Source organism: Streptosporangium sp. NPDC050284, from assembly GCF_044459525.1.
GTDB lineage: Bacteria > Actinomycetota > Actinomycetes > Streptosporangiales > Streptosporangiaceae > Streptosporangium.
This window is the reverse complement of the sequence record NZ_JBITIZ010000010.1, coordinates 313937-336257: the sequence shown is the minus strand read 5'-3', so window position 1 is coordinate 336257 and position 22321 is coordinate 313937. Positions and strand designations below refer to the sequence as shown.

The 22321-nt window shown below is 69.3% G+C and carries 16 protein-coding genes; 4 read left to right on the top strand and 12 right to left on the bottom strand.

Annotated elements, in window-relative coordinates:
* Positions 1 to 83 precede the first annotated feature (83 nt).
* Positions 84 to 731, bottom strand: a complete 648-nt coding sequence (locus tag ACIBH4_RS24580; RefSeq protein ID WP_362516334.1) for an HAD family hydrolase — start codon at positions 729 to 731, stop codon at positions 84 to 86.
* 264 nt (positions 732 to 995) lie between these two features.
* Here ACIBH4_RS24580 and ACIBH4_RS24575 point away from each other — a divergent pair, with 264 nt between their 5' ends.
* Positions 996 to 1598 carry a Uma2 family endonuclease gene (locus ACIBH4_RS24575; protein ID WP_362767946.1) on the top strand — a complete coding sequence of 201 codons (603 nt, stop codon included), beginning with the start codon at positions 996 to 998 and terminating at the stop codon, positions 1596 to 1598.
* A gap of 87 nt (positions 1599 to 1685) precedes the next feature.
* Here the strand turns inward: ACIBH4_RS24575 and hrpA are convergent, their stop codons facing one another.
* The 3 genes from hrpA to ppgK form a co-directional block, all read right to left on the bottom strand.
* Entirely contained in the window at positions 1686 to 5579 is a 3894-nt protein-coding gene (hrpA, locus tag ACIBH4_RS24570) for an ATP-dependent RNA helicase HrpA (RefSeq protein WP_362767943.1), read from the bottom strand.
* A gap of 266 nt (positions 5580 to 5845) precedes the next feature.
* On the bottom strand, positions 5846 to 8149 hold the full coding sequence (locus ACIBH4_RS24565; RefSeq protein ID WP_399172878.1) for a glycoside hydrolase family 6 protein: 2304 nt from the start codon (positions 8147 to 8149) through the stop codon (positions 5846 to 5848).
* A 337-nt stretch (positions 8150 to 8486) separates the two neighbouring features.
* The gene (gene ppgK / locus ACIBH4_RS24560; protein WP_362767940.1) at positions 8487 to 9218 is read right to left on the bottom strand and encodes a polyphosphate--glucose phosphotransferase; all 732 of its coding nucleotides are present in this window, start codon (positions 9216 to 9218) and stop codon (positions 8487 to 8489) included.
* Between the two features lie 130 nt (positions 9219 to 9348).
* Between ppgK and ACIBH4_RS24555 the strand changes: the two genes are divergently transcribed.
* Positions 9349 to 9864, top strand: coding sequence for a hypothetical protein (locus tag ACIBH4_RS24555; RefSeq protein WP_362767937.1), 516 nt, complete (start codon positions 9349 to 9351; stop codon positions 9862 to 9864).
* 71 nt (positions 9865 to 9935) lie between these two features.
* Here ACIBH4_RS24555 and ACIBH4_RS24550 read toward each other — a convergent pair whose 3' ends face one another.
* The 4 genes from ACIBH4_RS24550 to ACIBH4_RS24535 all read right to left on the bottom strand — a co-directional run bounded on the left by ACIBH4_RS24550 (position 9936) and on the right by ACIBH4_RS24535 (position 14811).
* Positions 9936 to 10883, bottom strand: coding sequence for a hypothetical protein (locus ACIBH4_RS24550; protein ID WP_362767934.1), 948 nt, complete (start codon positions 10881 to 10883; stop codon positions 9936 to 9938).
* Positions 10884 to 10935: 52 nt separating this feature from the next.
* A complete protein-coding gene (locus tag ACIBH4_RS24545; RefSeq protein WP_362767931.1) occupies positions 10936 to 11487 on the bottom strand; it encodes a hypothetical protein in 552 nt (183 codons plus the stop codon).
* 621 nt (positions 11488 to 12108) lie between these two features.
* Positions 12109 to 13089: a LacI family DNA-binding transcriptional regulator gene (locus ACIBH4_RS24540; RefSeq protein WP_362516350.1), complete on the bottom strand. Its 981-nt coding sequence runs from the start codon at positions 13087 to 13089 to the stop codon at positions 12109 to 12111.
* A gap of 84 nt (positions 13090 to 13173) precedes the next feature.
* The gene (locus ACIBH4_RS24535; protein ID WP_362767928.1) at positions 13174 to 14811 is read right to left on the bottom strand and encodes an ABC-F family ATP-binding cassette domain-containing protein; all 1638 of its coding nucleotides are present in this window, start codon (positions 14809 to 14811) and stop codon (positions 13174 to 13176) included.
* Between the two features lie 334 nt (positions 14812 to 15145).
* Between ACIBH4_RS24535 and ACIBH4_RS24530 the strand changes: the two genes are divergently transcribed.
* Both ACIBH4_RS24530 and ACIBH4_RS24525 read left to right on the top strand, forming a co-directional pair.
* Complete coding sequence (locus tag ACIBH4_RS24530; RefSeq protein ID WP_362767925.1) at positions 15146 to 15880, top strand: hypothetical protein; 735 nt, start codon at positions 15146 to 15148, stop codon at positions 15878 to 15880.
* Between the two features lie 165 nt (positions 15881 to 16045).
* Positions 16046 to 17206, top strand: a complete 1161-nt coding sequence (locus ACIBH4_RS24525) for an acyl-CoA dehydrogenase family protein (RefSeq protein ID WP_362516358.1) — start codon at positions 16046 to 16048, stop codon at positions 17204 to 17206.
* Positions 17207 to 17257: 51 nt separating this feature from the next.
* Here ACIBH4_RS24525 and ACIBH4_RS24520 read toward each other — a convergent pair whose 3' ends face one another.
* The 4 genes from ACIBH4_RS24520 to ACIBH4_RS24505 form a co-directional block, all read right to left on the bottom strand.
* Entirely contained in the window at positions 17258 to 18298 is a 1041-nt protein-coding gene (locus tag ACIBH4_RS24520; protein ID WP_362516360.1) for a family 2 encapsulin nanocompartment cargo protein polyprenyl transferase, read from the bottom strand.
* 57 nt (positions 18299 to 18355) lie between these two features.
* On the bottom strand, positions 18356 to 19741 hold the full coding sequence (locus ACIBH4_RS24515) for a family 2B encapsulin nanocompartment shell protein (protein WP_362767922.1): 1386 nt from the start codon (positions 19739 to 19741) through the stop codon (positions 18356 to 18358).
* Between the two features lie 592 nt (positions 19742 to 20333).
* Positions 20334 to 21527 carry a glycosyltransferase family 4 protein gene (locus ACIBH4_RS24510; protein ID WP_362767919.1) on the bottom strand — a complete coding sequence of 398 codons (1194 nt, stop codon included), beginning with the start codon at positions 21525 to 21527 and terminating at the stop codon, positions 20334 to 20336.
* Positions 21524 to 22318 (bottom strand): sulfotransferase, encoded by a 795-nt coding sequence (locus ACIBH4_RS24505; protein ID WP_362516367.1) that lies wholly within the window; start codon positions 22316 to 22318, stop codon positions 21524 to 21526. Before ACIBH4_RS24505 ends, ACIBH4_RS24510 begins: the two co-directional genes overlap by 4 nt.
* Positions 22319 to 22321: the final 3 nt, after the last annotated feature.

The window sequence follows — 22321 nt, the reverse complement described above, 5'->3', positions numbered from 1 at the left end:
ATGAGGACCCTGGGGCCCCGCGAACCCGCGACTCGGCGATGCGGTCAGGCCCCGGGGTCGGCTTGGTCTCGTCCCCGGGGCGGTCAGCGGGCGAGGGCGGCGGCCAGGGCGTGCAGGTCGTCGACCACGTGGTCCGCCTCGGCGGCGCGGGGGCGCTCGGCGTGGAGATGCCCCCAGGGCCCCCGGCGGATCAGCGCGGTCCGCATGCCCGCCGCTCGGGCGGGCAGGACGTCGTTGTCCAGCCGGTCGCCCACGTAAAGGATCTCGCCGGGCTCGCGGCCCGACACCGCGACGACCCTGGCGAAGAACTCCGGGGCGGGCTTGGAGACACCCCAGCCGTCTGAGGTGTGGATCGCGTCGACGGGCAGGTCCATCGCGGCGAGCGCGTCGCGCGCCTGCGGAGGCTGGTTGCCCGCGATGATCAGCTCGTATCCGAGGTCGCGCAGCGCCGCGAGAGCGGGCCGTACGTCCGGATAGAGGTCGTCGGCGTCGAAGTTCACCCGAAGCCCGGTGGGGTCGTCGCGCTTCCACGCCTCCTGCTCGGCCTCGACCTCGAACCCGGGCCGCAGCAGCCGGAAGGCGTCCTCGAACGAGCGGTCGAGCGCGGCCATGCCACCGAGCACGCCGAGCATGGTGAACCGGGTGACCCCCAGCCGGTCGGCCCAGCGCGACCAGATGCGCGTCTCGTCGATCAGCGTCTCACCTACGTCGAACACCAGCGCCCGGACCACGGTGCCCCCCTTTCCTTTTCAGGCCCACGATCGTAGTCCGGCCGCTCGGGACGACACCGAGCGGGACCGCGTCAACCCGCCTCCTCCCACCAAACGGGTGTGTCCTGCTTTTCTCACATGACCCGCCCATGCTCCCGGCCTCGCCTCTACGCCCGCGCCATGTCGCCGCCAGGCCGAACCGCGACCACGGACCATACGCGTCGCGCCCCACCGCACAGCCATACGAGACTTAGAGTCATCGCTCGGACACGGAGGGAGAGACTTATGGTGACAACGGCACGTGGCCGTCCCGCCCGCCATATTCCCCGAAAGGATCCGGCACTGGCTCGCACGGCGCGGGATCTTCTCGAAACCCTGCCCCCCACCCCCGGCTTTCGCGCCGAAGTCATCGACGGGAACCTGATCGTGAGCCCCGTGGGCACCCCCGAACACAGCTGGAGCGCGACACTCCTCTCCTACGCGCTGCAGCCGGTCGTCATAGAGCGGAAGTGGCACGCCCACCTGGGCGGAGTGAACGTCTGCGTCGACGGCCCCCGAGACAGCCTCGTCCCCGACTTCGTGCTCGCCCCCGCCGACTGCCCACGCTGGGGCACACTGGAGCTGCGCTCCTCCGGGTTGATCATGGTTACCGAGATCGTCTCCTCGGGGAGCACGCGGGTCGACAGTGACGACAAGCCCCGCGTCTACGCCACGGGCGGGGTGCCCGTCATGCTGCTCGTCGACCCGATCGCCGCCCCTCCCACGGTCACGGTCCTGAGCGACCCCGAGGACGGGACCTACCAGACCGTCACACGCGTCCAGATGGGCAAGCCGCTCCGCATCCCCTCCCCCGTCGACTTCGACCTCGACACCTCGATCTTCCTGTGACTCCCGCCCCCCTGACGGAGCCTCGGCCTGCGGCGACGGTTCCGCGGGAATCACTCCGGAGCCGAACGGCTCCCCTTGGGGCAGCCCTCAGAGCTTCTCCATCGCCTTGCGGATGCGCTTGTCGGAGATCGAGTACGGAGTCCCGAGGGTCTGCGCGAAGTAGCTCACCCTGAGCTCCTCGATCATCCAGCGGATCTGGCGGACGTCGTCGTCCGAGCGACGGGCCGGTGGAAGCTTCTCGACCAGCTCGTGATACTCGTCCTCGATGTCGTGCACCCTGTCCATCCGCTCCCCGTCACGGAACGCGTCCTCGTGCACCTTCTCCAGCCGCCGTTCGGCCCCCTTGAGATAGCGGAGCAGGTCGGGCAGTCGCCGGTAACCGGTATCGGTGACGAAACCCGGATAGACGAGGTTGGCCACCTGGTCGCGGATGTCCTCGATCGCGCGGGTGGAGCGAGACTCGGGCAGCAGGGTCGAGACGGTGTGCCAGACCTTGAGGATGCTCTCGACCCGGGCGACCACCTCGGCGGTGGTGTCGAACAGCTCGGCCCTGACCCTGTCGTGCAGTGCGGTGAAGGCCGTCTCGTCCCAGACCGGGCCGCCGTGCTCGGCCATGAGGTGGTCGGCGGCGCAGGCGATGCAGTCGTCGAACAGCGCGGTGGCGCCGGCGTGCGGGCTGCGGCTCAGGGCGAGCTTGGACTGGTTGCCGAGGCGGCCGAGCACCCATTTGGCCGGTGACGGGGTGTTGAGCAGCAGCAACCTGCGGGTGCCCTCCCACATCGCCCGGCGCTGCTCGGTCTCGGTCTCGTACATCCGTACGGCCACGGTGGCGCCCTCGTCGGCGAGCGCAGGGTAGGCCTTCATCCTGCGCTGCTCGAACGTCCTGGGCAGCGCGCCCACGGTCCATCCCGTCAGGCCGGTCTTCTCCAGGCCGGCGGCCTTGGAGAGGGTCTGGCGGAGCTTGGGGGCGAGCCGCCGTTTCAGCTCGGCCAGGTCCTTGCTCTCCGCCAGCTTCTGCCTGCGCCCGTCGATCACCCGGAAGGTGATCTTGAGGTGGTCGGGGACGAGGTCGGGCTGCCATGCCTCGCGCGGCACCTGGACGCCGGTCAGGTTCAGCAGCTCGCGCTCCAGCACGGCGAGCAGCGGCTCCTGGGTGGGCTCGGCCCGTTCCAGCGCCTTCTTGGCGTAGTTGGGGGCGGGGACGAAGTTGCGTCGGATGTGCTTGGGCAGGCTCCGGATGAGCGCGGTGAGCAGTTCCTCACGCAGCCCGGGGATCTGCCAGTCAAAACCCTCGACGTTGACCTGGTTGAGCAGCGCGAGCGGGATGTGCGCGGTGACGCCGTCGGCGTCGGTGCCGGGCTCGAACTGGTAGGTGAGCGGGAAGCGCAGGCCGCCCTGGCGCCACACGTCGGGGTAGTCGCGTCTGCTGACGTCGCCCGCCGTCTCGCTGATCAGCATCGACTTCTCGAAGTTGAGCAGGTCGGGCTGGTCGGTCCTCGTCTTCTTCCACCAGGAGTCGAAGTGGCGTCCGGAGACAACGTCGGCGGGGACGCGCTGGTCGTAGAAGTCGAACAGCGTCTCGTCGTCGACGAGGATGTCGCGGCGCCGTGCCCGCTCCTCCAGCTCCTCGACCTCTTCGAGAAGCTTGCGGTTCTCTGCGAAGAAGGCGTGGTGGGTCTCCCAGTCGCCCTCGACCAGGGCGTGCCGGATGAACAGCTCCCGGCTCAGCTCGGGGTCGATGCGGCCGTAGTTGACCTTGCGCTGGACCACGATCGGGACGCCGTACAGCGTCACCTTCTCGTAGGCCATCACCGAGCCCTGCTTCTTCTCCCAGTGCGGCTCGGAATAGGTGCGCTTGATCAGGTGCTGGGCGAGCGGCTCGACCCACTCGGGCTCGATCTTGGCGTTCACCCGGGCCCAGAGCCTGGAGGTCTCCACCAGCTCGGCCGACATCACCCAGAGCGGCTGCTTCTTGGCGAGCGCGGAGCCGGGGAAGATCGCGAACCGGGCGTTGCGCGCGCCGACGTACTCGGTCATGGGCCTGCGCGGCTCGTTCGGGGGGCGGCGACCGCCGCCGGCGTCGGCGGTCTTCTTGTCGATGTCCTTGACGCCGACGTGCGACAGCAGGCCCGACAGCAGGGAGATGTGGATCTTCTGCTCGTCGCCGGGGGTGCTGTTGAGGGTGACGCCCAGGGTCTTCGACATCTGGCGGAGCTGGCCGTAGACGTCCTGCCACTCGCGGACGCGCAGGTAGTTGAGGAACTCGGCCTTGCACAGTCGCCGGAACGCGCTGGAGGAGAGCTCCTTCTGCTGCTCCTGCAGGTATTCCCACAGGTTCAGGTACGAGACGAAGTCGGACTCCTTGTCCGCGAAGCGGCGGTGTTTCTCGTCGGCGGCCTGCTGCTTGTCGGCCGGTCGCTCGCGCGGGTCCTGGATCGACAGCGCGGAGGCGATGACCATCACCTCGCGGACACAGCCGTTGTGGTCGGCCTCCAGCACCATGCGGGCCAGTCGCGGGTCGACCGGCAGGCCCGCCAGCTTGCGGCCGAGCGGGGTCATCCGACGCCCCTGGTCGAAGGCGCCCAGCTCGAGCAGCAGGTCGTAGCCGTCCTTGACCTGGCGCTGGTCGGGCGGCTCGACGAACGGGAAGGCGCCGATGTCGCCCAGGCCGATCGAGGTCATCTGCAGGATGACCGAGGCGAGGTTGGTGCGCAGGATCTCCGGGTCGGTGAACTCCGGCCGGGTGACGAAGTCGTCCTCCTCGTACAGCCGGATGCAGACGCCCTCGGAGACGCGGCCGCAGCGGCCCTTGCGCTGGTTGGCCGAGGCCTGGGAGATCGCCTCGATGGGCAGGCGCTGGACCTTGGTGCGGTGGCTGTATCGGGAGATCCTGGCGAAGCCGGGGTCGACCACGTACTTGATGCCCGGCACGGTAAGCGAGGTCTCGGCCACGTTGGTGGCGAGCACGACCCGGCGGTTGGTGTGCGACTGGAAGACCCGGTGCTGCTCGGCGGCGGACAGCCTGGCGTACAGCGGCAGGATCTCCGCGTCCTTGCGCTTCGACAGCGCCTCGGCGGTGTCGCGGATCTCGCGCTCGCCGCTGAGGAAGACAAGGATGTCGCCGGGTCCCTCCGCGCACAGCTCGTCGACCGCCTTGCCGATCGCCTGGATCTGGTCGTCGTCCTCGGCGATCGGCCGGTAGCGCACCTCGACGGGGTAGGTCCGGCCGGAGACCTCCACGATCGGCGCGTCGCCGAAGTGCCGGGAGAATCGCTCGGGGTCGATCGTCGCCGAGGTGATGATCACCTTCAGGTCGGGGCGGCGCGGGAGCAGCTGCTTGAGGTAGCCCAGGATGAAGTCGATGTTGAGGCTGCGCTCGTGCGCCTCGTCGACGATGAGCGTGTCGTACTGGTCGAGGTCGCGGTCGTTCTGCAGCTCGGCGAGCAGGATGCCGTCCGTCATGACCTTGACGAGGGTGCCGTCGCCCACCTGGTCGGTGAAGCGCACCTTGTAGCCCACGGCGTCGCCGAGCGGGGTGTCGAGCTCCTCGGCGACGCGCTCGGCCACGGTGCGGGCCGCGATGCGGCGGGGCTGGGTGTGCCCGATCAGGCCCCTCACGCCCCTGCCCAGCTCAAGGCAGATCTTCGGCAGCTGGGTGGTCTTGCCGGAACCGGTCTCTCCGGCGACGATCACGACCTGGTTGTCGCGGATCGCCTCCAGGATGTCGTCCCTGCGCCGGCTGACCGGCAGCGCCTCGGGATAGGTGATCACGGGGACACCGGCGCGGCGCTGGGCGACGCGCCGTTCGGCCCGCTCGATGTCGGAGGTGATCTCCGCGGCGATCTTCTGCTGCGCGGCGCGGTTTCTGACCCTGCGTGCCCCGTCGAGCCTGCGGCGAAGCCGCCGCTGGTCACGCAGCGTGAGCTCGGGCAGGCGCGCGTGCAGGTCGGAGAGAGACGATGTCAAAGGAGGCGTTCCCATACTGAAGCCAGGATACTTTCGGCCCACGTGTGAAGGCTCACCCGCGGTCGTGAGGCGCGTGTGGGGCTCCACACCTGAAGGCCCCTGTGCGAAGGCCCAACCGCCCATGCTGCCCGAGACACCGCGCCACCGCATCCCAATATCGGACCCGTACGCCGTCCCCTTCTCCGGAAGGGGACGGCCCCGCCTCCCCCTGTAGGGGGTGACGGGGCCGTCGCGTCGGGCCTCACCCGGATTCCGCCGGGGCGGGAGCCGGGGTCAGCGGGTTACGGGAGGGGAGGGTAGGCGTTCTGGAGCAGCTGGCGGAACTGGGCGGAGAACCACTGGCCGGCGATCGGCGCGTCGGCCAGGGCACCGCTGGGGTTGTTGCCGTTGCGCTCGTTACCGCCGTAGGTCGGGTCGCACATCCGGTCGAAGCCCTTGCCCTCGTTGTTCGGGATCTCCTTGCTGGCGCCGTCGGACTCGCCCGGAGGCTTGACCCAGACGTAGGCGTCCAGGCCGGTCGCGGGGCTGGCCTGCGGGCGCTCGCCCAGTCCGGCACCGCTCTGGTTGCACCAGTTGCCGGCGTGGATCCTGCGGTCGATGCGCGACTGGTTGACGAAGGTGTCCACGTTCGTCGAGGTGCTGGGAGCGGCCGGGCGGGCCGAGCCTCCCCAGCCGTTGCGGGAGGTGTCGATCAGCATGCCGATGTTGGACTTGAAGCCCTTCTGGATCAGCGTGTTCCTGAACCCCTGGGCGAAGGAGAGCTCGTCGACGTAGTAGTTCCAGTCGACCCACTTGGACTGGCGGACGCTCTGGCCGTTGACGTTGGTGTTGATGGTGAAGTGCGGCTCACGCAGCGCCGAGTAGTTGGAGGTGTTGGTGATGAAGCCGTCCACGCTGTCGAAGCCCGCGACGGTGCCGGCGACGGTGCTCGCGAACAGGTCGGCGGACGGCCCCGAGTTGGAGTCCCAGCCAAGCCAGCCGTGGTGCCCGGCGTCGACGTAGGTGTAGACGTTCTTGATCGCGTGCAGCTTGTCCAGGGCGTAGCGGACGCCGTTGACGTAGGCGCCGCTGTCCTTGGCCTCCTGGCACGCCGCCAGGTTGAGGTTGGTCACCAGGTTCGGCAGCGAGTCGATCTCGACGATCGTCGAGATCCGCAGGCCCGCGTACTTCGGCTCGGCCATGATCGCGGCGATCGGGTCGATGTACTCGGTCTTGTAGCGGTTCATACCGTTCTCGGAGACGCGCAGCTCACCGTTGGAGGCGAGCGCCGAGCAGTCACGGTTGGGCAGGTTGTAGATGACGAACTGGATCGTCAGCGGCTTGCTGCCGTTGGCCGCGTCCTGCAGCAGGGCCTCGTCCAGGTGGGCGCGCACGCCCCTGTTCGAGGAGGTGCCCTCGATGGCGGCGATCCGGTCCAGCCACACGGCGGTGGAGATGTTGGCGATCGCGCTGCCGCCCGGCTCGGCGGCGGCCTTGGCCGACCAGTCGGGGTTCACGTAGCCGTCAGCGCCGGCGTAGGGGTTGTCGACGTGCACCGGCGTCGGGTCGGTGCCGTCGTCGTCGGCCTCGGTCACGGCGACGGTGGCGGCGGTGTGTCCGGCGGCGGTGGCCGTGATGGTGGCGGTGCCGTTGGTCTGGTCGGCGTCCTGGGCCGCCGAGACCGTCACGTTCTGCGCCGTGTTCCAGTTGGCGGTGGTGAAGGTCAGCGTGCTGGGCGCGATGGTGATGTCGCTGTCACCCGTCTTGGCCAGGCTGACCGTGACGTTGCCACTCGGCGCCTGGCTGAGCCGGAAGGCGGCCGTCCTCGACGAGCCCTCGGGGACGCTGAGGGAGGTCGGGGAGGCGACGATCGACGGCGTCGTGTTGCCGCCGCCCACGGTGAAGGGCACCGCGGCGGTCTGGGTGGAGAGCGCCGGGGAGGCGTTGTCGTACGCCTTGGCACTCGCGGTGTGCGAGCCGCTCGCCAGACCGGTGGCGGAGTAGGAGTAGGGAGCGCTGGTGTCGGTGTTGACCAGCGCGCCGTCGACGTAGAACTCCACCTTGCTGATGGAGCCGTCGTCGCTCGCGGTCGCGGCGAGCGGCACGGCGGCACCGGCCTGGTGGGTGGAGCCGGAGGCGGGGCTGGTCAGGCTGACCGTGGGGGGCTGGTTGACCGGGCCCTGCCCGCCGCAGGTGACGCCGTTGACCGTGAAGGAGGTGGGCTTGGGGTTGCTCCCGTTCCACGATCCGTTGAAGCCGATGTTGGTGGAGGCGCCGGTGGCGAGGGAGCCGTTGTAGGAGAGGCTCTTCGCGGTGACCTGGGCGCCCGACTGTGCCCAGGTGGCCGACCAGCCCTGCTGGACCGTCTGCCCGGCGCCGAAGGTGAAGCCCAGGGTCCAGCTCGTGAGCGGGTCACCGAGGTTCTTCAGGATAATGTTGGCGGTGAATCCGCCCTGCCAGTCATTGGTGGTGTAGGCGACGTCGCAGGCGACCGCGGCGTGTGCCGTGGCGGCCTGCCCGGTGGCAAGACCGGCGGCGGCCACGAACATGGCCGCCATGGTCGCCACCCGGTTGCGCCAGGTATGGCGGCGCGGATTGACTGTCATTCGTAATCATCTCCAGGACGATGGTGGGAGCGCTCCCATAGTCCGGATGTTTCGAGGATGTGTACAGCTTGTTGCACGTCGGAGGCCCTCGAATGAACCCCTCCCACCCTCTGACCTCACCGAACAGTTTTCTGGAGAAATGAAAGTTTCAGACTCCTCTCGGAAACCGCTCCCGGACCGTGCGTGATAGCCGCCGGTGAGCACCGCCGGGAGCCTTTCCTGAGGCACCGAACGCCTTCGGGGTCTCGTGAGAAACGCATGGTTCGACGTGAGCGGTCTCGCGAGCCGCCCGCGCGAAGTGTGTACCTCGGGCGGGCGACTTGAGGGAAGGTCGCCGCTACGCCAGGGCCGCCATGGCGGCGCCCACGATGCCCGCCTCGTTCTGGAGGCCCGCCGGGACGATCGGGGTGCGCAACTTGATCAGGGGCAGGAACCTGTCCGCCTTCTTGCTGACCCCTCCCCCGATGATGAACAGCGAAGGGGAGAACAGCGCCTCGACGTGCTCCAGATACTCCTGCACCCTCTCGGCCCACTCGGCCCAGTCGAGGTCGTGCGCCTCGCGCGCGTGGTCGGAGGCGCGCTTCTCGGCCTCCTTGCCCCTGATCTCCAGATGCCCGAGCTCGGTGTTGGGCACCAGGCGGCCGTCGATGAGCAGGGCGCTGCCGATCCCCGTACCGAAGGTCAGCATCATCACCACCCCCGGCCTGCCCCTCGCGGCCCCCGCCGCCACCTCGGCCAGACCGGCCGCGTCCGCGTCGTTGAGCACGGTGACGGGCAGCCCCGTCACCTGGGAGAACAGCCTCCGCGCGTCCGTGCCGATCCAGTCCTTGTCCACGTTGGCGGCCGACCTGGCGACCCCGTCGAGCACGATCCCGGGGAAGGTGACCCCCACCGGCCCCTCCCAGGCGAAGTGCCTGACGATCTCCGCCACCACCTCGGCCACGGCCTCGGGCTTGGCAGGGCTCGGTGTGGGGATGCGCCGCCTCTCCCGCGTCAGCCGCCCTCTCGCGACGTCCACCGGCGCACCCTTGATCCCCGACCCACCGATGTCTATTCCCAGCGCTTCCATGCACTTACCTCCTGTTGACTCCACATTCCCCCTTATAAGTGGCTGATACTCGTTTGCAGTGAGCGGTCAACCCGGCTGAAAGCGGCCCATCACACACTGTGGTCACAACAGCCGGAAAGGAATCCCTCCCATGACGATCAGCCGCCTTCTCACCGGACTCGCCCTCGCCACCGCACTCGTCTCCATCGCCCCGGCGACCGCCCAGGCGGCGACCGCGCCGGCACGGAGCGGCCCGGCGACCGCCGACACGACGGCGGAGCAGGGCGCCGGCCCGTGGGGCACCTACTACGCCCCCGGCAGGAGGGCCAAGACGCACGGCTCGCTCACGGTCTACGGTGAGGACCACGCCGTCATCCCCGCCGCCGAGAGAGGCAGGATCTCCGGCAAGGTCTACGACCTGACCAGGGGCTCCTCCTGCGGCTGGGCGGTCTTCCGTCTCACCTACCGCACCCCCGACGGCAAGAACCTGCCGTTCAAGCACCGCAGCATCGTCGACTGCTCCTACGGCACCCCGAAGTCGTTCTCGTTCACCCAGCACGACCTCTACCAGGTCGAGCTCAAGGTCTGCTCCGAGCCCAAGGCTTCCAAGCCCTCCCTGAACTGCCTGTACGCGGGCACCTGGAAGATCCTCTACGTCTCGAAGTGAGCGACGGGCGGGGTCTCCCCGCCCGTCCGCCCGCCCGGCACGGCCACCGGGCCGCCACCTCGACGGGAGCGTCAGCTCACCGAGGCGACGGCCCGGCGCCTGCGGCGCACCACGATGCCGAGGGCGGTGGCGGGAAGGAGCAGCCCGGCCACCAGCCCCACCAGGGGCAGGTAGTTCTCGTCAGGTTCGACGGAGAGGCCCGCGCCCGCCTCCGGGAAGGTGAGGGTGGCGGTGCCCATCCGTTTCACCATGCCGCTCATCAGGGTCAGCCTGGCCTTCCATGGACCGTCGGGCACGTGCCGGTCCATGGTCACCGTCACCGGGGCGGCGGTGTCCGGAAGCAGCGTGACCCCCAGGTCGGCGGGGAAAGGCCCGGCCTGCAGACCTCCGGGGCCATCCGTGAGCGACAACGACCCGTTCATGTCCAGGGTCCGCTTCCCGGTGTTACGGACCAGTGCCACCAGTTGCGGGCTGCCGTCCGGGGCGCGTGCGGGTGTCAGCGTCTCGATCCGGAAGTCCGACGGCGGTTCGCCGCCCGGCCCGACATCGAGGTAGACGCGGATCCCGACCCGGTTGACGACGCGCACGGGGTGGGAGTCGTCGGGTTCGGCGACGACCTCCGCCCAGACGACACCGAACCGCTCGCCGCGCGAGGCCACGGGCGGCACCTTGATCGCTACCTGGGCGGTCGACGTGCCGCCCGGCGGCACATCGACAGAGTCTCGGTCGAGCGACATCCAGCTCACCAGCTCGTTCCTGGGGCGGCCCGCCGGCGCGTTGAAGCTGTTGCGCGCGACGTCGGCGGCGGCCGGATACAGGCTGACGCGCTGCGGTCTCCTGGATGTGTTGGAGATCTCCACCTTCCGCTGGATGGTGGTGCCCGGATTGAGATGGTCGACGATGTAGGAGAGCGCGCGAGGATCGCCGCGGTAGCTGACCGGCGCTTCGAGAAGGCGGATGCCGATCGTGCCCCGGGGGTCCGCGGCGACCCGACTCCCGTCGGCTGACGCGCCGACCACACCGGAACACAGCGCGGCCAGCAGCGTCAGCGTGAACGGTCCAGCTATCCGGCTATGCCACCTGATGTGTCACCGTCCCGCTGTAGTCGCCGATCTGAGCCGTGATGGGAATGTTGACGATCAGCGTGGGGTTCCACGTCGCCGTGCTGCCACCCGTGCCTCCTGTGTGGGCCATGGCCGGGATGGCGTCCGCCGTCGTGCCCGTCAGCGGGACCGCGTCGGCCGCCGTGGGCTGTCCGGGGATGAAGGTGCCGCCACCGGTGCTGGCGGTCCTCGGCCCGGACCAGTACTCCACGGAAGCGAAGGGGATCGTCAGGGCGGCGGCGGTGAAATCCGTCGCGAACACCGTCGCGGTCCAGACCGAGGTGGCCCCGCCTCGGGTGTCCGAGACCGACACCGGGCCGATCTGCCCGGTGAGCGTGCCACCGGGGGGAGCGGAGCCGAGATCGATTGGGCCGGCCGGCGCGGTGATGTCCAGGCTTCCTGCTTCCACGGAGAATGTGACGATTGTGTCGGCGCTGGGAGCGGCGACCGCCGGTGCCGCCAGGATGACCATGAAAGCGCCTACGCCCGCCGAGGCGAGCACGGCAAATCTCTTACGCAAGATCTTTTCCTTCCGAATGACGAAGCATGTCTTCGGGGGGCGGCAAGCGATGGATCCTCCACACTCGCCACGACAACTGTAAGAGATCGATAACTACACAGAGTGACGAAAACGGCAAACGGTAGGCCCAGAGGTGTCCCGGTGGCGACCAAAACCCCCGAAGGGGATGGAGGCGGGCATGCTGCGCTATTCCGGCGGGTTCACGGAAGGTCCGGACCCGTCACACGAACTCGCCCGGAACCGCCGCCACGAACACAGGTCCGTCCCCGTCCGTCACACGAACCGGCGAAGGACACCTGTTGCGCGAACCGGCCCGGATCCTCTCGGCACCCGAGTCGGCCCGGGTACGCGGAGCCGCCGTCGGACATGTTTCCTAGGAAGCCAGAGACATTTCAACTTATTTTTTACGACATAGACTCGTAACAAAGAAAGGAAAGCTCGGAATATAGCGACGGCACACTGCCAGTTCGTCCGTGGCGTGACCGGAGCGGGTCCCTCGGCGCGGCGACCGTCACTCGGACGCCCGGAACACCCGGAGCTCCAGCGAGGCGACCGGCGAGAGCCCCGGGGATCGGGCGCCGGGGCGCGGGGCGGCATCCCGCGCCTCGCGACCGGCGCCCCTCAGCGCTTGACCGGGCCTGTCGAGGCCCTGACCACCAGTTCGGGCTCGAAGAGCAACTCGTCGGCCGGGACGAGGGCCTTGTCGATCTGGGCCGCGAGCAGGTCGACGACCGCGCGGCCCATCGCGTCGATCGGCTGACGCAGCGTCGTCAGCGGCGGGTCGGTGCAGTTCATCAGCGCGGAGTCGTCGTAGCCGATCACCGAGACGTCATCGGGCACGGAGAGCCCGGCCCTGCGGGCCGCCCTGATCGCGCCCAGGGCCATCACGTCGCTCGCGCAGATGACGCCGGTCACGCCCTTTCGCATCAGCCGCGCGGCCGCCGCGTGCCCCCCTTCCAGGGAGAACATGGTGTGCTCCACGAACTCGGGGTCGAGGTCCGCCGCGTCCAGCTTGCGCCGCGAGGGCACGTGGTCGGGAGGGCCGAGCACCATGCCGATCCGCTCGTGGCCCAGCGACCGCAGGTGGCCGAGCGCCATCTCGGCGGCGGCCGCGTCGTCGCAGGAGACCTGCGGGAAGGCGAGGTGCGCGACCGCGGCGTTCACCAGCACGGTCGGCAGGCGTCGCTCCCGCAGCAGCTCGTAATGGTCGTGGGGGGCGTCGGCCTGGGCGAACAGCCCCCCGGCGAAGACGACCCCGGACACCTGCTGCTGGAGCAGCAGATCGACGTACTCCGCCTCGGAGACGCCGCCCAGGGTCCGGGTGCACAGCACGGAGGTGAAGCCCTGCTGGGCCAGCGCGCCCCCGACCACCTCGGCGAAGGCGGGGAAGATGGGGTTCTGCAGCTCGGGGAGGACCAGCCCGACCAGCCGCGCCCTGTCACCTCGCAGCTGGGTCGGCCGCTCGTAGCCGAGCACGTCGAGCGCCGTGAGGACGGCCTCACGGGTCGCCTCGGACACGCCGGGCTTCCCGTTGAGCACGCGACTGACCGTCGCCTCGCTCATCCCGACCTTCTTGGCCACTTCTGCAAGCCGTCGCGTCATGATGAAACTATAAGGCAAAAAAAGCAATTACTTGCAGAGACTTGCGAAAATTACGTCATCAGTCAGGTCCCGCAGGCGTCTCGGTCACCTTTCGGTGATCCGGCCTTCGTCGACGTGGACCCGCCGGGTGGTGTGCACCGCCTCCAGCATCCGGCGGTCGTGGGTGACCAGCAGCAGCGTACCGGGATAGGAGGCGAGCGCGGACTCCAGCTGCTCGATCGCGGCCAGGTCCAGATGGTTGGTCGGCTCGTCCAGGACGAGCAGGTTCACCCCGCGCGCCTGGAGCAGCGCGAGCGCGGCCCGGGTCCGCTCCCCCGGCGAGAGGGTGGCGGCCGGGCGCGGCACGTGCGCGGCGCGCAGGCCGAACTTGGCGAGCAGCGTGCGGACGTCGCCGGGGACCATGTCGGGCACGGCCGCGCCGAAGGCGTCCACCAGGGGTTCGTCGCCGAGGAAGAGCCCGCGCGCCTGGTCCACCTCCCCGACGACCACGCCGGGACCGAGCGAGGCGTTGCCCTCCTCCAGCGGGAGCCGGCCCAGAAGCGCCGCGAGCAGGGTGGACTTTCCCGAGCCGTTCGCGCCGGTGATCGCCACCCGCTCCGCCCAGCCGACCTGCAGGTTCACCGGGCCGAGGGTGAACGTGCCGCGGCGGACCACGGCGTCGCGCAGCGTCGCGACGACGGCGCCCGACCTCGGCGCCACCGCGATCTCCATGCGCAGCTCCCACTCCTTGCGGGGCTCCTCGACCTCTTCCAGCCGCTCGATCATCCGCTCGGTCTGGCGGGCCTTCGCCGCCTGCTTCTCCGTCGTCTCGGTACGGAGGTTGCGGCCGATCTTGTCGTTGTCGGGCGCCTTTCGCCGCGCGTTCTTGACGCCCTTCTCCATCCAGGCGCGCTGCATCCCCGCGCGCTGCTTGAGGGAGGCGACGGTGCCCGCGTACTCCTCGTACTCCTCGCGGGCATGCCTGCGGGCGACCTCGCGCTCGGCGAGGTAGGCCTCGTAGCCGCCGCCGTGCACCCTGACCAGCTGCTGGGCGAGATCGAGCTCGACGACCCTGTTCACGGTCCTGGCCAGGAACTCGCGGTCGTGGCTGACCAGGACGGTCCCGGCGCGCAGGCCGGTGACGAAGCGTTCGAGCCGCTCCAGCCCCTCCAGGTCGAGGTCGTTGGTGGGTTCGTCCAGCAGGAAGACGTCGTATCGGCTGAGCAGCAGGGAGGCCATGCCCGCCCGCGCGGCCTGGCCGCCGGAGAGCGCCGTCATCGGCCGGTCGAGCTCCACGGCGAGGCCGAGTTCGTCGACGACCTCGGCGGCCCGGTCCTCCAGGTCGGCGCCGCCCAGGGCGAGCCAGCGCTCCAGCCCGGTGGCGTAGTCGTCGTCGGCGCCCGGGGTGCCCTCCACCAGCCCCTGGGTGGCGGTGTCCAGCGCGCGCTGCGCGGCGGCCACCCCGGTGCGGCGGGCCAGGAACTCCGCGATCGTCTCGCCCGCGCGGCGCTCACGCTCCTGGGGCAGGTAGCCGACCGACGCCGAGGGTGGGCTGAGGCGCACGGAGCCGTGCTCGGCGGGCAGCAGCCCCGCGAGGATCCGCAGCAGGGTGGACTTGCCCGCGCCGTTCACCCCGACCAGGCCGACGATGTCACCGGGGGCGACCACCAGGTCGAGCCCGGTGAAAAGCGCGCGGTCGCCGTGTCCGGCGGCCAGATCCTTGGTGACGATGGTGGCACTCATACGCAAACGCTATCCGTCCGGCGACACCGCGACACCACACCCCAATTGTCCGTTATGTCCGATTGGCGATGCTAAACCCACTCGCAGCCCCTTCGTTCCACAGAGAGAATTTCCGACAAATCGGACATAAGAGACTTACTTCAAATAAATTTTCGGTACCCGGCGACCGATGCCTGACCTGGCCATTCCTACCCAGAAACGTTACCTTACGGAGACTTAAACTCCCTTTTTTGGAGATTTTTGGCAACATCACCCGCTTCTGTGTCGTCTTATGGATGCGGGAGCGGTCAACCCTGACCGTCTCCTGAAACGGGGAGAAGAGGAAAGCGTCTTGATGAAACGAATCGCCATCGGCCTGCTGTCGACCGCGGTGGGCAGCTCTCTGCTCCTGTCCGCGGGAACGGCCTCCGCGGAGCGAGTCGCTCTCAGTGTGCGCATCGACAACATCGACCCGAACCCGGTCGTCGTGAAGGGAGACGACGACACAAGGGTCACCATCGAGGTCCGTACCACCGAGGCCACCCGCGTCGAGCTTCGCCTCAGGCCGGTCTCCGACCGGGCCCGTACCCTGGCCGCCCAGGAGCCCAGGCTCCTGCACAAGGGCGACCTGTGGCGCTTCACGACCAGCTTCGACGAGAGCGACTTCGAGGGTCGCTGGGTCGCGATCGCCGACGCGTACGACAAGGACGGCAAGAAGGTGACCGACGAGGTCAACTTCTCCGTCGCGCACGAGAAGGCCGAGAAGGCCGAGACCCGCGTCTACCGGTTCTCCGCGAACCCCGAGCGCGTCCGCAAGGGCCGCTCGGTCTACTTCACCGGCCGTCTCCAGGTCGACGACAGGCGCTGGAAGGGCGTACGCGGCGAGGAGGTGGAGATCTACTTCCGCAAGCGCGGCTCCAGCGCCTGGAAGTACGTGACCTCCGCCGACACGAACTGGCAGGGTACGTTCCGCGCCAAGGCCCGCGCGAGCAAGAGCGGTGACTACCGCGCGATCTTCGACGGCACCGACAAGCTCGAGGAGAGCCGCAGCCGGACCGACGGGGTGCGTGTTTACACCCGCCGCTGGTAGTCCCGCCTGAGACCGCATCGCGGCCGGGCGACACCTGACGGCGACCAACATGAAGGCCCGGGGACATCCCGGGCCTTCATCGTCTCCGGCGTGTTCCGCTTGATGCCCCGGCTTTCGGGCATTCGGCCAAGACAGGGACACGACTACCGGAGGGAAGCCGCGCCGATGACGACCGGTGATTTCTATGACTACTTCGACCTGCTGGAGGAGCACGAGAAGGAGATCGTGCTCCGGGTGCGGGAGTTCATGGCGCGCGAGGTCGCGCCCATCGCGAACGAGGCGTGGACCAACTCCCGCTTTCCCCACGAGCTGGTTCCCGGGTTCGCCAAGCTTGACATCGCGGGCCTGTCCTATCGGGGCGCGCGGAGCCTGCTGACCGGGTTCGTGGTCCTGGAGATGAACCGGGTGGATCCGTCGATGGGCACGTTCTTCGGCGTCCACAACGGTCTCGCGATGGGCAGCGTCGACCGGCTGGGCTCAGAGGAGCAGCGGGAGCGGTGGCTGGCACCGATGGCGGCGATGGAGAAGATCGGCGCGTTCGCGCTGACGGAACCCGAGGGGGGTTCCGACGTCGCGGCCGGACTGCGCACGACGGCCCGCCGCGAGGGCGACATGTGGGTGCTCAACGGGGCCAAGCGCTGGATCGGCAACGCGACCTTCGCCGACCTGATCGTGGTGTGGGCGAAGGACGAGACCGACGGCGCCGACGGCGCAGTCAAGGGATTCGTGGTCGAGAAGGGTACGCCCGGCTTCGCCGCGACGAAGATCGAGAACAAGATAGCCCTGCGGACGGTCCAGAACGCCGACATCACCCTCACCAACTGCCTGGTGCCGGAGATCAACCGGCTGCAGAAGGCCAACGGCTTCCGCGACACCGGCGCCATCCTGCGGCAGACCCGGGGAGGCGTGGCGTGGCAGGCGGTGGGGTGCATGATGGGCGCCTACGAGCTGGCGCTGGAGTACGCCGGGACGCGCGAGCAGTTCGGGCGGCCGATCGCGGGGTTCCAGCTCGTGCAGGACCTGCTCGTGCGGATGCTGGGCAACATCACCTGCTCGCTGGGCATGGTGGTGCGGCTGGCGCAACTTCAGGACGCGGGCGTCTACCGGGACGAGCACTCGGCGATGGCCAAGGCCTTCTGCACGGCGCGGATGCGCGAGGCCGTGGGGTGGGCGAGGGAGATCCTGGGCGGTAACGGCATCGACCTCGACTACGACGTCGGCCGCTTCGTCGCCGACTCCGAGGCGATCTACTCCTACGAGGGGACGCGGGAGATCAACACCCTGATCGTGGGACGGGCGATCACCGGTATCGGCGCCTTCGTCTGAGGGCTCCACCGAGGAGGCGAACGCGGAGGTGCCCGCCCACCTCCGCACCGTCTAGTGGTCGCGGCGGGTGACGAGACGGGCGAGGGTGGTCAGCTCCGCGGCGGGCCGGGGCAGCGCCCCCACCGCCTCCAGGTGGCGCAGTGCCCGCGCGAGCAGCTCGTCGGCCTCCACTCGCGTCCAGTCGCGCCCGCCCGCGGCCTCGACGAGCGTGGCCGCGTGGACCAGCTCGTCGTCGGAGAGCGACTGCTCCCGGTGGTAGAGCTCCGACAGCTCCCGTCCGGCCGGGGTGCCCGAGGTGAGGGCCGCGACGACCGGGACGGACTTCTTGCGGCTGCGCAGATCCGAGTGGACGGGCTTGCCGGTCGTCGCGGGATCTCCCCAGATGCCGAGCAGGTCGTCGACGAGCTGGAACGCGAGTCCCAGGTCCCTGCCGAAGGCGACGAGGTGCTCGACCTGCTCGGGAGTGCCACCGCCGAACAGGGCGCCGAGCCCGCACGCGCACCCCAGCAGGGCCCCGGTCTTACCGGTCGCCATGCTCAGGCAGTCGGCCGGCCCGACATCCCGGCGATCCTCGAAGGCGACGTCCGCGCTCTGGCCGTCCAGGAGCTCCTGCACGGCGGTGCTGAAGATCCGGGTCGCCTCGGCGGTGGCCGGGTGCCCTCCGGTCGCGAGCACGTCGAAGGCGAGCGTCAGCAGCGCGTCACCGGCCAGGATGGCCGGGCTGACGCCGAAGACCGCCCAGGCCGTGGGGCGGTGGCGGCGGGTCCGGTCACCGTCCATCACGTCGTCGTGCAGCAGGGAGAAGTCGTGCACCAGCTCGACGGCCGCCGCCGGCCGAAGAGCCGAGACGGCGGCCCCCCCGACGGCTTCGGCCGAGAGCAGGGCGAGCGCGGGACGGAGCGCCTTGCCCCCGCCGATCGTGGACGGCCTGCCCTGCTCGTCCCACCAGCCGAACTGGTATCCGGCGATTCGCCGCATCGAGGCGGGCAGCGTGTCGGCCGCCGGGCGCAGGGTCGCCTCGACCATGTCCCGGCTCCAGGCGAGCACCTCACCCGCGGACCGCCCGTTCGTCGACATCTCGATGGTCGTCATCCTTGCTCTCCCTCGCTCAGCGGCCGGTCCGAAGGTGGTGGGTCGCCCGGCCCGTCCTCAGTGGCCGATCTCGACGTCTTCCAGGATGCCGAGCGCGTCGGGCACCAGGACGGCGGCGGAGTAGTAGGCGCTGACCAGGTAGGAGATGATCGCCTTCTCGCTGATGCCCATGAAGCGGACCGAGAGGCTCGGCTGGTATTCGTCGGGGATGCCGGTCTGGTGCAGGCCGATGACCCCCTGGTTGTCCTCGCCGACGCGCATCGCCAGGATCGAGGTGGTGCGGGTGGAGGTGATGGGGATCTTGCTGCAGGAGAAGATGGGGACGCCGCGCCAGGCGGGCACCCCGCTGCCGCCGACGTCGACGCCCTGCGGGTAGAGTCCGCGCGCGTTGCACTCGCGGCCGAAGGCGGCGATGGCGTGCGGGTGGGCGAGGAAGAAGCTCGTGCTCCTGCGACGGCTGAGCAGCTCGTCGAGGTCGTCGGGGGTGGGCGGGCCGCTGCGGGTGTGGATCCGCTGCTTGAGGTCGGCGTTGTGCAGCAGCCCGAACTCGCGGTTGTTGATCAGCTCGTGCTCCTGGCGCTCGCGCAGCACCTCGATCGTGAGCCGGAGCTGCTGCTCGATCTGGTCCATCGGGTCGTTGTAGAGGTCGGCCACCCGGGTGTGCACCCGCAGGACCGTCTGCGCGACGCTCAGCTGGTACTCGCGCGGGGTGAGCTCGTAGTCGACGAACGTGCCCGGCAGGTCGGCCTCTCCCGCGTGCCCGGCGGCCACCTCGACGGCGGCCTCGCCGTACTTGTTCTGTGGCCCGCGCTCGGCCGTCTCCCGCTGCCGTAGGTGGGCCTGGAGCGGCTCCGCCTGCCCGGCCAGCTCAAGGAACGCGTGCCGGGGCAGGACCATCGCCGTGCCGCTGGTGACCGCCTTGGCGGTGAACGGCCACTCGCCCTCGTCACCGACGAGCGCGTCGTCACCGAAGTGGTCGCCCGCCGCGAGCACGGTCAGCACGATCTCGTCGCCGTACGGACCCGTGCCGAGCTTGTTGACCTTGCCGTGCGCGATGAGCACGACCTCGTCGGCCGGCTGTCCCGCCTCCACGAGCACGTCGCCGGCCTGGAACTCGCGCTGGACGAACCTGCCCGCCAGCGCGTCGAGGACGTCGGAGTCGTCGAACCCGCGCAGCAGGGGCAGCTCGCACAGCTCGGCCGGGATGACCGCCACCTGCGACCCCGAGCTGGTGAAGCTCACCCGCCCGTCGCCGATCGTGTAGCTCAGCCGCCGGTTGACGCGGTAGGTGCCGCCCGAGACCTGCGTCCAGGGGAGCATCCGCAGCAGCCACCGTGAGGTGATCTCCTGCATCTGGGGAGTCGACTTGGTCGTCGTCGCCAGGTTACGCGCGGCGTCCGTACTCAAACTCAGCTGCGACCGGCCAGCCTCGAACTCCGTCACAACACACCACCGATCCGTACTCGTACTGACAGGGGAGAAAAAAGACATGAAACAGCCAGGGGGAACGCCAATTACCCGCGACAGAAACGGCAGAATCGTTGACCCCCCGATGCGCGGAGCCGGATACGGACCGCCATCGTGGACGCCTCAATATTGGGAGGTCCTTAAATAACCTGTCAAGCATTGAATAGGATCCGGCCAACAATTAACAAAGTCGCCATCGCCAAATGCCCGAAAAACATTGAATGTCTTATTCATCTCGGCGCCACACATACGACGGGCTCCGCGGGCCGGGATGTCCGTCACGGCAGACATGGCATCACGCATCCCCGGCGACCGGCGCCGCGACGCGGAAACCCCCTCGCGTGAAACGGGCCCCGGTCACGTCCTCGCCCCCGGGCGCACCTCGGACAGGCCGACGGCCGATCCCGGACGCCCCTCGGTCGTCCCGGGCACACCGGCGGCCATATCCCGGGCGCCCGAACATGCCGTCGACCTCACACGAAAACGCGACGGCACAGCAAAAAAGGCGGAATATGACTCAGAACGACATTTCCCTTAAAAGCGGAAAGTCGGGCGAAGCCGGTCAGCGTTACCGTTCCGGCGCGCGGTCCAGAAGCTCGGCGAACAGGTTCTCCCAAAGCGGCATGACCACCTCGGGCGTGTAGTCGCGCGCGGTGACGATCGCGGCTGCCCCTATCCGCTCCCGCAGCTCCCGGTCCTCGACGAGCCGGACCATCGCCGCCGCCAGCGCGTCGACGTCCTTGGGAGGGACGAGCAGCCCGTCGACGCCGGGAGTGAGCACGTCGGCCGGGCCGGTCGGGCAGTCGAAGGCGACAACGGGCAGCGCCTGGGCCATCGCCTCGATCATCACCATCGGCAGCCCCTCGAACCGCGAGCTGAGCACGTAGAAGGACGCCTTGGCCAGCTCCTCGTCGAGGCGCTCGGTCCGTCCCATCAAAGTGACGTTGTCACCCAGCGCGTGCTCCTTCAGGAGCTCGCGCAGCTTGTCCTTCTTCGGGCCGGTGCCGTAGATGCGCAACCGCCAGTCGGGGTGGCGGTCGACGACCTGCCGGAACGCGGGGATCAGCAGGTCGAACCCCTTCTGCCCGACGAGCCGCCCGGCCGCGACCACGAGCCTTCCCTCCCGGCCGGCGGGCGGCTGCCGCACCGGGCCGACCGCGTTGGGTATCCGCACGACGGGGGTGTCCGGCAGAAGCTCCTGGTATTCCTTTCTGTCGGTCCCGGTGAGCACGGCCACCGCGTTCAGGCCGCCGTAGTGGCGGGCGATCGCCGACCGGACCGCCTCGGGGTGGGTGGCCAGGTTCATGTGTTCCTGGGCGATCCTGACGACACTCGTGGGAGTGCGCCGGGCGGAGATGAGGTTCAGCGCGGGACGGGTGGTGACCAGGATGCCGTCCTGGAGCGCGGAGACGTACTCGATGACGGCCCGTTCCACGCGCTCGGTGAAGTAGGAGGCCGCGAACTCCCCTGCGGGCACGATCTTGCCGCGGATCCGCCGCCAGGCCTTGCGCCCCACCGAGTCGACGGGCCTGGCCTCCCGCTGGTCCGACAGCGCCAGGAGGCGGACACGCTCGTCGATCGGGAACTGCGGGCTCTCCCTACGGCGCACCACGCTGACGATCTCGACCTCGTGTCCGGCAGCGGCCATCGCGTTCGCCTGGTTGATCACCGTGCGGATCGTTCCACCCATGCCGTACGCGTGCAGAAGCATGTAGCGGATCTTCATCGCACCGGGAGATCCGGGCGCCCCCGGGGCCGTCACGCGGGCTCCGCGGCGCGCGGCAGGTATCCCCAGCTCTCACACATCGGTCTGAGCGGCTCGGGGATCTCCTCCGTCGTCGGCAGCTCGCGCGCGGGCTGCACGCTCCCGGAGCGGATCTTGTCCTTCCAGTCGCCGAGCCCCTTCTCCAGCACGGACTGCTCTCCGTACGTCAGCATCTCCGGTTCCCAGGGAACACCGAGGAAGTCGCAGAGACGGCGCCCCTCGGTCTCGGGGTCGGCGGTCAGGTCCTCGTAGCGCACGGTGCACCCGTTGAGCGCCCCTCGGGCCCGCTGCACGGCCTTCATGTAACGAAGGGCGTCGAGCGCCGCCTCCTCGGGCGTCCTCTTGCCCGCGCCGGCCTCGTACCACGAACTCGCGATGGACGCCGGGTGGCGCAGCAGGAAGACGAACCGGGCGTCCGGCCAGCACGCGGCGATGCGCCGGTACGCGAAGGCGTTGGCCGGAGTCTTGTCCACGACGAACGTCTTGCCGCTTCTGACCAGCTCGCGGTGGAGCACGCGATCCCACAGCAGGTGTTCCAGGTCGGCCCGGTCGTGCCCGAGTGCCCCCATCGCCTTCTCCGCCAGCGAGGTGCCGAACTCCACCCGCAGCCTTCGGACGTGCAGCTCGTGCGGGGCGTGCAGCATGGAGTGGGCGTTGAGCAGGACCCTCAGGAGCGTGGAGCCGGACCGCACCGGCGAGAGGATGAAGATCGGAGCGATCAGCAGCCGGTCGACCTTCGGGTCCGAGGGCGGCCTGAACGACTCCTCCGCCACCGCGGGTGTCCTCACCGC